The organism is Bradyrhizobium genomosp. III (assembly GCF_000261705.1).
GTDB lineage: Bacteria > Pseudomonadota > Alphaproteobacteria > Rhizobiales > Xanthobacteraceae > Bradyrhizobium > Bradyrhizobium ottawaense.
On the sequence record NZ_AJQF01000157.1, the window covers coordinates 1 to 10,531 of the forward strand.

The 10,531-nt window shown below is 65.4% G+C and carries 11 protein-coding genes; 8 read left to right on the forward strand and 3 right to left on the reverse strand.

The window, feature by feature from the left end:
• The 8 genes from IC66_RS0113205 to IC66_RS0113240 all read left to right on the forward strand — a co-directional run.
• On the forward strand, window positions 1-699 hold a 699-nt coding region (locus tag IC66_RS0113205; protein ID WP_038947945.1), incomplete at its 5' end, for an ABC transporter permease.
• Window positions 696-1,544, forward strand: a complete 849-nt coding sequence (locus IC66_RS0113210) for an ABC transporter permease (RefSeq protein WP_038947946.1) — start codon at window positions 696-698, stop codon at window positions 1,542-1,544. The genes IC66_RS0113205 and IC66_RS0113210, both read left to right, overlap by 4 nt.
• Entirely contained in the window at window positions 1,541-3,211 is a 1,671-nt protein-coding gene (nikE, locus tag IC66_RS0113215) for a nickel ABC transporter ATP-binding protein NikE (RefSeq protein WP_038947947.1), read from the forward strand. The genes IC66_RS0113210 and nikE overlap by 4 nt, the downstream gene beginning before the upstream one ends.
• 142 nt (window positions 3,212-3,353) lie before the next feature.
• Complete coding sequence (locus IC66_RS0113220) at window positions 3,354-4,955, forward strand: ABC transporter substrate-binding protein (RefSeq protein WP_038947948.1); 1,602 nt, start codon at window positions 3,354-3,356, stop codon at window positions 4,953-4,955.
• A gap of 17 nt (window positions 4,956-4,972) precedes the next feature.
• On the forward strand, window positions 4,973-5,914 hold the full coding sequence (locus tag IC66_RS0113225) for an ABC transporter permease (protein WP_038947949.1): 942 nt from the start codon (window positions 4,973-4,975) through the stop codon (window positions 5,912-5,914).
• Window positions 5,911-6,834 (forward strand): ABC transporter permease, encoded by a 924-nt coding sequence (locus tag IC66_RS0113230; RefSeq protein WP_028142476.1) that lies wholly within the window; start codon window positions 5,911-5,913, stop codon window positions 6,832-6,834. Before IC66_RS0113225 ends, IC66_RS0113230 begins: the two co-directional genes overlap by 4 nt.
• 16 nt (window positions 6,835-6,850) lie before the next feature.
• On the forward strand, window positions 6,851-7,840 hold the full coding sequence (locus IC66_RS0113235) for an ABC transporter ATP-binding protein (RefSeq protein ID WP_028142477.1): 990 nt from the start codon (window positions 6,851-6,853) through the stop codon (window positions 7,838-7,840).
• On the forward strand, window positions 7,837-8,829 hold the full coding sequence (locus IC66_RS0113240; RefSeq protein WP_028142478.1) for an ABC transporter ATP-binding protein: 993 nt from the start codon (window positions 7,837-7,839) through the stop codon (window positions 8,827-8,829). The genes IC66_RS0113235 and IC66_RS0113240 overlap by 4 nt, the downstream gene beginning before the upstream one ends.
• Window positions 8,830-8,919: 90 nt before the next feature.
• Here IC66_RS0113240 and IC66_RS0113245 read toward each other — a convergent pair whose 3' ends face one another.
• The 3 genes from IC66_RS0113245 to IC66_RS0113255 all read right to left on the reverse strand — a co-directional run.
• A complete protein-coding gene (locus IC66_RS0113245) occupies window positions 8,920-9,207 on the reverse strand; it encodes a YciI family protein (protein WP_028142479.1) in 288 nt (95 codons plus the stop codon).
• A 73-nt stretch (window positions 9,208-9,280) separates the two neighbouring features.
• Window positions 9,281-10,258, reverse strand: coding sequence for a sugar ABC transporter substrate-binding protein (locus IC66_RS0113250; RefSeq protein WP_028142480.1), 978 nt, complete (start codon window positions 10,256-10,258; stop codon window positions 9,281-9,283).
• Between the two features lie 42 nt (window positions 10,259-10,300).
• A partial coding sequence (locus IC66_RS0113255; protein ID WP_038947950.1) for an ABC transporter permease subunit occupies window positions 10,301-10,531 on the reverse strand: 231 nt, incomplete at its 5' end.

The window sequence follows — 10,531 nt, forward strand, 5'->3', positions numbered from 1 at the left end:
GCGCTCCTGATCGCGCTGATCGCCGCGGTGCCGCTCGGCGTGCTCGCGGCCTTGAGGCCGGGCTCCGTCGTCGATCACGGCGTCCGGCTGTTCTGCGCGCTCGGCGTCTGCGTGCCGACCTTTGTGTCGGGCCTGCTGCTGATCTACGTCTTCTACTATCTGCTCGGCCTTGCACCCGATCCAACAGGGCGGATTGACGTCTTCACGTCGCTGCCGCCGCAGCACACCGGGTTTCTCTCGATCGACTTCCTGCTCGCCGGCGATTTCGAGGGCTGGTGGGCGGCCTGCAAGCAGTTGATCCTGCCGGCGGTGAGCATGGCGCTGTTCGTGATTGCGCCGCTGGCGCGGATCACGCGTGCCTCGATGCTGGTCTCGCTCGGCAGTGACTTCGTGCGCACCGCGCGCTCGGTCGGACTGTCCTGGCGCAAGGTGGTCGTGACCTACGCGCTACGCAATGCGATCCTCCCCGTGATCACCATCGCCGGCATCGTATTCTCGACCATGCTGGGCGCCAATGTGCTGGTGGAGAAAGTGTTCTCCTGGCCGGGCGTTGCCTCCTATGCGCTCGATGCGCTGCTGTCCTCCGACTATGCGCCGGTGCAAGGCTTTGTGCTGCTGATGGCCAGCCTGTTTGTGCTGGTCAACCTGGTCGTGGACATCTGCTACGGCATCGCCGATCCCAGGGTGTCGATCGGATGACCAGCGCAACCCTCCGCCATTCGGTCTGGATCCTGCGCGGAAACCCGCTCACCGCCGCTGCCGCCACCGGCGTGCTCCTGTTCGTGCTGGTCGCGATCTTCGGACCGTGGATCGTGCCTTACGATCCCGTGGCCTCCAATGTCTCGGAGGCGTTGCTGCCGCCGAGCGCGGCGCACATTGCCGGCACCGACCAGCTCGGGCGCGACGTGTTCAGCCGTCTTATCATCGCCGCGCGTCTAGATCTTGCCATTGCGGTCTCGGCCGTCGGCATCTCCTTCGCGATCGGAGCCGTGGTCGGCTCGTTCTGTGGCTATGCCGGTGGCCGGCTCGATCGCGGCGTCGGCCGCTTCGTCGACGTGATGATGGCCTTTCCGCTGTTCGTGCTGGCGATGGCCATGGTCGCAGCCCTCGGCAACCGGATCGAGAACATCGTGATCGCGACCGCGATCATCAATCTTCCCTTCTACATCCGCTTCGCGCGGGCCGAGGTCAATGTCCGCCGGAATGTCGGTTGGGTGGAGGCGGCGCGGGCCTGCGGCGAGAGCCATTTCTCGGTGGTGCTGCGCTTCCTGCTGCCGAACATCCTGCCGGCGATGGCGGTGCAGATCTCGCTCAACCTCGGCTGGGCCATTCTCAACGCCGCGGGCCTGTCCTTCATCGGTCTGGGCGTCAAGCCGCCGACGCCGGAATGGGGCATCATGGTCGCGGAAGGCGCGCGCTTCATCTCGACCGGGCGGTGGTGGCTGGTCGCATTTCCGGGTCTGGCGCTGATGATGGCCGTGCTGTGCTTCAATCTCCTCGGGGACGGGATGCGGGACATTCTCGACCCCCGCATGCGCACATGAGCGAGGCGCTGCTCAGCATTGACGACCTCCACGTCGCGTTCTCGACGCGGCGCGGCATGGTCGAGGCCGTGCGCGGCGTGAGGCTCACGGTCGAGAAGGGCGAGATGCTCGGCCTCGTCGGCGAGAGCGGCTCGGGCAAGTCTGTGACGGGCTTCGCCACGACGCGGCTGCTCGACGCAGCGGGGCGCGTCACCGGCGGCAGGATCCTGTTTCGTGGACAGGACGTGACAAAACTCAGGGGCGATGACCTTCGTCAGCTCCAGGGCGCCGCGATGTCGATGATCTTCCAGAACCCGCGGGCGGCGCTCAATCCGATCCGGGCCATCGGCCTGCAAATCGCGGACGCGATCCTCACCCACAAGCGGATCTCCAAGGACGCCGCGCGCGCCGAGGCGCTGGACCTGCTGCGCGCCGTTCAGATCCGCGAACCCGAGGCGCGGATGAACGCCTATCCGCACGAGCTCTCCGGCGGCATGTGCCAGCGCGTCATGATAGCGATCGCGATCTCCTGCAATCCCGCGCTGCTGATCGCGGACGAGCCGACCACCGGCCTCGACGTCACTACCCAGAAAGTGGTGATGGATCTCCTGGCGGATATCGCCGCCGCGCGCGGCATGGCCACGATCCTGATCACGCACGATCTCGGGCTCGCGGCGCGTTATTGCCGCCGCATCGCCGTGATGGAACGTGGCCGCATCGTCGAGGAGGCGAGTCCAAAGACACTCTTCGGCGCGCCGCAGCACGCTTATACCAGGCGCCTGGTCGCGGCATCGCCGACCGCGACGTCCCGTATCGAAGACCTCGTGACGGAAGAGGAGAGAGAGCGCTACGCGACTGTCGTCGGCAAGCCCCGAACGGAGCTAGCGCACGGCACGCCGCCGCTCCTGGAAGTGCGAAAACTGGCAAAACGCTTCGACCAGGGCTCTGCTGCGGTGGCCGACTTCTCGATGACCATGACCGGCGGCGAGAGCGTCGGTCTCGTCGGGGAGTCCGGCTCCGGCAAGAGCACGACGTCGCGGATGATCTGCCGCCTGATCGACCCGAGCGAAGGCGACATCGTGTTCGACGGGCATTCGATCGGACACGTGGCCTCGCGCGACTTTCACCGCTCGCCCTTGCGCAAAGACATCCAGATGGTGTTCCAGGATCCGAACGAGAGCCTCAATCCGCGCTTTACGGCGTTCGATTGTATCGCCCACCCCCTGATGCGGCTTGGCGGCATGCGCCCGGGTGAGGCGCTTCGCGAACGGGTGGAGGAATGCGCCGTGCGGGTGGGATTGCCGCTGGATCTGTTGCCGCGGTTTCCGCACCAGCTCTCCGGCGGCCAGAAGGCCCGCGTCGGCATCGCCCGCGCCATCGCCTGCCGGCCGCGGCTCCTGGTGCTGGACGAGCCGACCGCCGCGCTCGATGTCTCGGTGCAGGCGGTTGTGCTGCAACTGCTCGACCGCTTGCGGCGCGAGAACGACATCGCGCTGCTGTTCGTCAGCCACGATCTCAACGTGGTGCGCATGCTCTGCGACCGCACCATCGTGCTGCGCAATGGCGGAATCGTCGAGCAGGGCGAGAGCCGGGCGCTGTTCGACAATCCGAAGACCGATTACACGCGCAAGCTGGTCGAGGCGATCCCGCATATCGAGACCGGCGAGATGCTGGCGGCAGCTCTGTGAGGCCTGGGCCCGCCCCAAAAGACGTTGAGATCCCGCTGGCGAAGGTCCGGTTAGTGGCATACCATTTGCACGCCAACGGGTTCTGGTTTCACCTGCTCTTGGCCAACGATGGCCGGCATCACGGCATTATTGGGAGGACTTCATGGATCGCAGGACCGTATTGAAGGGACTGGCTGGCGCGGGCGGTCTGGCATTGACGGGCCTCTCGGCCCCCGCGATCGCGCAAGGCGCATCAGCCCGCACCCTCCGCTTCGTGCCGCAAGCCAATCTCGCCAATTTCGATCCGATCTGGGGCACGCAATATGTCGTGCGCAATGCCGCCGCTCTGGTCTGGGACACGCTTTACGGCATCGATTCCTCGTTGCAGCCGCAGCGCCAGATGGTCGAGTCCGAGGAGACCTCGGACGACGGCAAGACCTGGACGTTCAAATTGCGCCCCGGTCTCAAGTTTCACGACGGCGAGCCGGTGCTGAGCAAGGATGTCGTCGCGAGCCTGTCGCGCTGGGCTGCGCGCGATCCGATGGGGCTGATGATCCTCGCCAACCAGCAGGAATTGACCGTCGTCGACGACCGCACCTTCAAATGGGTCTTGAAGCAGCCCTTCCCGAAAATGCTCTACGCGCTGGCCAAGAACAACGCGCCGTGCTCCTTCGTCATGCCTGAGCGCATTGCCAAGACCGATCCGTTCAAGCAGATCACCGAGTATGTCGGCTCGGGTCCGATGAAATTCGCCAAGGGCGAATGGGTCCCCGGCGCCAAGGCCGTGTTCGAGAAATTCGCAGACTACGTCCCGCGGCAGGAGAAAGCCTCCTGGCTTGCCGGCGGCAAGCAGATCCTGGTCGATCGCGTGGAATGGATCGTGATGCCGGATCCGGCCACCGCGGCCGCCGCCCTGCAGAACGGCGAGGTCGACTGGTGGGAGAATCCGATCGCCGATCTCGTGCCCGTGCTGAAGAAGAACAAGAACATCAGCGTCGACATCGGCGATCCCCTCGGCAATATCGGCTCGTTCCGCATGAACCATCTATTCGCGCCGTTCAACGACGTGCGGGCGCGGCGCGCGGTGCTGATGGCGATGAGCCAGGAAGACTACATGCGCGCGATCGTCGGCGACGACAACGCATTGTGGAAGGCGTTGCCGGGCTTCTTCACGCCGGATACGCCGCTCTACAGCGAGCTCGGCGGCGAGATCCTGAAGGGCAAGCGCGATCTCGATGCGGCCAAGAAGCTGCTGGCCGAAAGCGGCTATTCCGGCCAGCCGGTGACTTGCTTGGTGGCGCAGGACCAGCCGATCACCAAGGCGCAAGGCGACGTGACCGCGGATCTCCTGAAGCGGCTCGGCATGAATGTCGACTTCGTCGCGACGGACTGGGGCACGGTCGGCTCGCGCCGCGCGGCGAAGACGCCGCCCGGGCAGGGTGGCTGGAACATGTTCCACAGCTGGCACGCCGGCGCCGACTGCATCACGCCCGCCGCCTATACCGCCATCCGCGCCAACGGCGAAAAGGCCTGGTTCGGCTGGCCCAATAGTCCGAATACCGAGAAGGAGATCACGACCTGGTTCGACGCCAAGAATCTCGAGGAAGAGAAGGCGGCGATCGGGCGGGTCAACAAGGCGGCGCTCGAGGATGTCGTCTATGCGCCGACCGGCTTCTTCCTGACCTACACGGCCTGGCGCAAGAACGTCTCCGGCATCACCAAGGGGCCGCTGCCGTTCTTCTGGGGTGTGTCGAAGTCTGCATGATCGTGCGTTGAGGCCAGATGCTCTCCTACATCCTCCGTCGCATCGTCGCGACCCTGCCGGTCATGGCAATCGTCGCGCTGTTTGTGTTCAGCCTGCTCTACATTGCGCCGGGTGATCCCGCCGTGGTGATCGCGGGCGACCAGGCGAGTCCGGAGGATGTGGAGCGCATCCGCCAGAGCCTCGGTCTCGATCGTCCCTTCCTGGTCCAGTTCGGAGGCTGGGTCTGGCGCATCCTGCACGGCGATCTCGGCACGTCGATCTTCACCAACCTGCCGGTCTCGGCGATGATCGGACAGCGCTTAGGGCCGACGCTGTCGCTGATGATCGTCACGCTGCTGCTCACGATCGTGGTGGCAGTGCCGCTCGGCGTGATGGCGGCCTGGAAGGCCGGCAGCCTGATCGACCGCGTCATCATGGGCTTTGCCGTTTTCGGCTTCTCGCTGCCCGTCTTCGTGGTCGGCTACATGCTCGCCTACATCTTCGCGCTCGAGCTCGAATGGCTGCCGGTGCAGGGCTATACGCCGCTCACGCAAGGCTTCTGGCCGTGGCTCGAGAACCTGATCCTGCCCGCGATCGCGCTCGGCTGCGTCTACATCGCTCTGGTGGCGCGCATCACGCGCGCCGCCATGCTCGAAGTGTTGCAGCAGGACTATATCCGCACCGCGCGCGCCAAGGGCCTCGGGCAGGGCGGCATCCTGTTCATTCACGCGCTGAAGAACGCGGCGGTGCCGATCGTGACCGTGATCGGGATCGGCATCGCGCTCCTGATCGGCGGCGCGGTCGTCACCGAAAGCGTGTTCGCGATTCCGGGTCTCGGTCGGCTCACGATCGACGCGATCCTGCGCCGCGACTATCCGGTGATTCAGGGCATCGTCCTGCTGTTCAGCTTCGTCTACGTCCTCGTCAATCTGATGATCGACGTCATTTATACGCTCGTTGACCCGAGGATCCGCTATTGACCGACACGACCATCAATCCGCAGGCGCTCCCGGCCGGGCTCGTTCTTGCGCCACAACTGCCGGAAATCCTGCGGCCGGTCACGATCCGGCGCGGCTTCGTCGGGTTTTTGCGCGGCCATCCGACGGTCGCCATTGGTGGCGCGCTGCTGCTGACGCTCGTTCTTATCGCGGTCTTCGCGCCTTATCTCGGAACGGTCGATCCGACCGCGCTCGCCCCCGCCAAGCGCACGCGTGCGCCGTCCGCCGATTTCTGGTTCGGCACCGACGTGCTCGGCCGCGACATCTACTCGCGCGTGCTGTTCGGTGCGCGGGTCTCGCTCACGGTCGGCCTGTCGGTCGCGATCTTCGCATCCGTGGCCGGCCTGGCCATCGGCATGGTCTCCGGCTTCATCCGCTGGGCCGACGGCATCCTGATGCGCTTCATGGACGGCTTGATGTCGATCCCGCCGATCCTGCTGGCGATCGCGCTGATGGCGCTGACGCGGGGGAGCGTCGGCAACGTCATCCTCGCCATCACCGTCGCCGAGATCCCGCGTGTTTCGCGGCTCGTGCGCAGCGTGGTGCTGTCGCTGCGCGAGCAGCCCTATGTGGATGCCGCGGTCGCCTGCGGCACGCGCACACCGATGATCATCCTCCGTCACATCCTGCCGAATACGCTGGCGCCGATGCTGGTGCAGGCGACCTACATCTGCGCCAGCGCCATGATCACCGAGGCGATCCTGTCCTTCATCGGCGCCGGAACACCGCCGACCATTCCGTCCTGGGGCAACATCATGGCCGAGGGCCGCGCGTTGTGGCAGGTCAAGCCCTACATCGTGTTCTTTCCGGCGGCCTTCTTGTCCGTCACCGTGCTTGCGGTGAATCTGCTCGGCGACGGCCTTCGCGATGCGCTCGATCCGCGCATGGCCAAGCGTCTCTGACCGGGGGCTGATCGCGATGGCGCTGCTCGAAGTCGATAACCTCCAGACTCATTTCCGCACCCCCGGCGGCATCAACCGCGCGGTGGACGGGGTGTCTTTCCATGTCAACGAGGGCGAGACGCTGGCCATCGTCGGGGAGTCCGGCTGCGGCAAGTCGGTGACATCGATGTCGCTGATGCGGCTGATCCCGGAGCCGCCGGGCAGGATCGCAGGTGCGATCCGCTTTGCCGGGAGAGACCTGCTGCAACTCTCCGATCGCGAGATGCGCGCGATCCGTGGCAACGACATCTCGATGATCTTTCAGGAGCCGATGACCAGCCTCAATCCGGTTCTGACCGTCGGCCGGCAGATCCGCGAGACGCTGATGATCCATCAGGGCCTGGACAAGCAGGCGGCCGAGGCGCACGCGATCGAGATGTTGACGCTGGTCGGCATTCCCGAGCCGAAGCGGCGCGTGCGCGAATATCCGCACCAGCTCTCCGGCGGCATGCGCCAGCGCGTGATGATCGCCATTGCGCTGGCCTGCAATCCCAAGCTTCTCATTGCCGACGAGCCGACCACCGCGCTCGACGTGACGATCCAGGCGCAGATCCTGAAGCTGATGCTGGACCTCAAGCGCCGTGTCGGCGCGGCCATCATCCTGATCACCCACGACCTCGGCGTTGTCGCCGAGATCGCCGAGCGCGTCATGGTGATGTATGCGGGCCGCAAGGTCGAGGAGGCGCCGGTGGCGGAACTGTTCCGCTCGCCGCGTCATCCCTATACGCAAGGCCTGTTAGGTGCGGTGCCGCGGCTCGGCTCGTCGCTCACGGGCACGGCAAGACGGCTCGCCGAAATTCCCGGGCAGGTGCCCGATCTCAGAAAGCCGATCACCGGCTGCGTCTTTGCCGGTCGCTGTGCGCTCGCGACCGATCTGTGCCGCCAATATGCGCCGGGGCTCGAGGAGAAGGGCCCTCGTCACGTCGCCGCCTGCCACTATGCGGCCAAAGGAGCTGTCGCGGCATGAGCCCTCCGCTGCTCCAGGTCAACGACCTCAAGAAGCACTTTCCGGTCAAGTCCGGCCTGTTCGGCCGCAAGTCCGAATTCGTCTATGCGGTCGACGGCGTCTCCTTCGAGATCGCGCGCGGCGAGACGCTGTCGCTCGTCGGTGAGTCCGGCTGCGGCAAGTCGACGGTCGGCCGCGCCATCTTGCGGCTGTTCGACATCACCGCGGGCCAAGTCATCCTCGACGGCCAGCGTATCGACGACGCACATCCGGGCACGATGCGCCAGATGCGCCGGCGCGTGCAGGTGGTGTTCCAGGATCCGTTCTCCAGCCTCAATCCGCGCATGCGGGTGCGTGACATTCTGGCCGAGCCAATCCGGAATTTCGGCCTCGCCAAATCCGCCGAGGATCTCGAGGTCCGCGTCACCTCCCTGATGGACACGGTGCGGCTGCCGCGCGAGGCGCTGAACCGCCGGCCGCACGAGTTCTCCGGCGGCCAGCGCCAGCGCATCGGCATCGCCCGCGCGCTCGCGGCCGAACCCGAGCTGATCGTGTGCGACGAGGCGGTCTCGGCGCTCGACGTCTCGGTCAAGGCGCAGATCGTCAATTTGCTGCAGGATCTCCAGAGCGAGTTCGGCCTCGCGCTGCTGTTCATCAGCCATGACCTCGCCATCGTCGAGCACATGACCCACCGCGTCGCCGTGATGTATCTCGGCAAGATCGTCGAGATAGCGCCGCGCCGAGAGATCTTTGCCGCGCCAAGGCATCCCTACACCAGAGCGCTGCTCTCAGCGGTGCCGCTGCCCGAGCCCGGCGCCCAGCGCAATCCGATCATCCTCAAGGGCGACGTGCCGAGCCCGATCAATCCACCGAAGGGATGCCGCTTCCACACCCGCTGCCCGCTCGTCTTCGATCGCTGCCGGGTCGAAGAGCCGGTGCTTCGCGCAGTTGGGACCGAGCAGTGGGTGGCCTGTCATCTCGAAGACGGAGCTGTGGCGACGAGCGGCTGAAGGGTGAGATTCGCGCCGGAAATTCGTCAGCAAAAACAACCCCATTCTACTGTGCATGGGGTTGTTTTCGCATTTTTGATGGGGCCGGCCTCAACCCTGCCGGCGCAGGAAGCCCGTGATCGTGACCTTTTCCCAGATGCCGGCGGCGGCAAAGGGGTCGGCGCGATTGAAGGCTTCGACTTCGCCACGACCCGGTGCCTCGATCAGGAACAGGCTGCCGATCATCGTCTGACCATCGTCGGAGACGAGCGGCCCCGACATCACGATCTTGACGCCGAAGCGCGAGGTGTCGCTGAGGAAAGCCTTGTGGGCATCGTAATTGGCAAGCCGGGTCGGCAGCGCGCCGGCGCGGTCGACGGCGTGAATGGCGAACAGCATGGTGGTCTCCGTTTCTTGACTCGGTTCTTGGGACGGCCGCCGCGACGGCCGTCCGAGATTGTCGTGAGTGCGCTTACTTCGCGCTGAGCTTGCCGGCCTCCTCGAAGGTCGGGCAGGTCCGCTGCTCCAGCGGCACGTCGAACGGCCCAAAATTGTCCTTGGTGATGACAGTCGGCTTCAGCACGATCTCGGCGATGACGGGCTGGTTGCGCAAGGACCGGATCGCCATCATGGTGCCGAGGCAGCCTTGGGCAAATCCGTTGTAGTCGCCGCTCGCGAGCAGCTTGCCGGACTTGATCGCGTCGATCGCCTCCTTGGTACCGTTGATGCCGATCACCTGGGCCTTGCGGTTGGCGCCGTCGAGCGCCTCGATCGCGCCGACCGCCATGGCGTCGTTGGCCGCCAGCACGCCGTCGATCTGCGAATTCGACTGCATCAGGTTCTCCATCACCTGGAGCGCCTGGAGGCGCTGGTAGTTACCCGGCTGCGACGCCAGGAGTTTCGCACCGGGGGTCTCCTTCAGCGCGTCGTTGAAGCCGCGGACGCGATCGACATTGGTCAGCGAGCCCTTGACGCCCTCGATGATGACGATGTTGCCCTTGCCGCCCAGCGTCTTGAGCAGGAAGCGCGCGGTCTCGAGCCCGAGGCTGTAATCGTCGGCGCCGACGAAGGAGAGGAACTTGCCGCCCGCGGAGCGGTCGGTGATGTTGACGACGGGGATCTTGGCCTCGTTGATCTTCTCGACCCCGGGCACCATCGCCTTGTAGTCAACCGGCGTGAACACGATCGCGCTCGGCTTCTTCACGACGACGTCCTCGATCTGGCTCAGCTGCTCCGGGATGCTGTCGGGCTTGGTCGGGATGTATTGCAGCGTCTTGGCGTTCAGCGTCTTCGCCATGTTGTCGGCGCCGACCCGCACCGTCTGGAAGAACGGGTTGGTCTGGTTCTTGGTGAAGACGGCGATGGTCTCGCCGTCGGCGCGCGCCTCGCTGGTGAACGCGGCCGCCATCAGCAGCGGCAGTGCGAGGTAAGCCAGTTTCTGTTGTCTCATGTTGCCTCCATCCCTCATTTTGCTTGTTGGAACTCAATGAACTCATTGCGCGCGGCGGCGGGTCTTCATGTCGAGCCACACCGCGAGAATGACGATGATGCCTGTCACCAGCGGCTGCCAGTTGGCGCTGACCGAGAGCAGGTTCATGCCGTTCAGCACCAGCGTCAGGATCAGCGCGCCGATGAAGGTGCCGAACACGGTGCCGACGCCGCCGAACAGCGAGGTGCCGCCGATCAGAACGGCCGCGATCGCCGGCAGCGTCAGGCTCTCGCC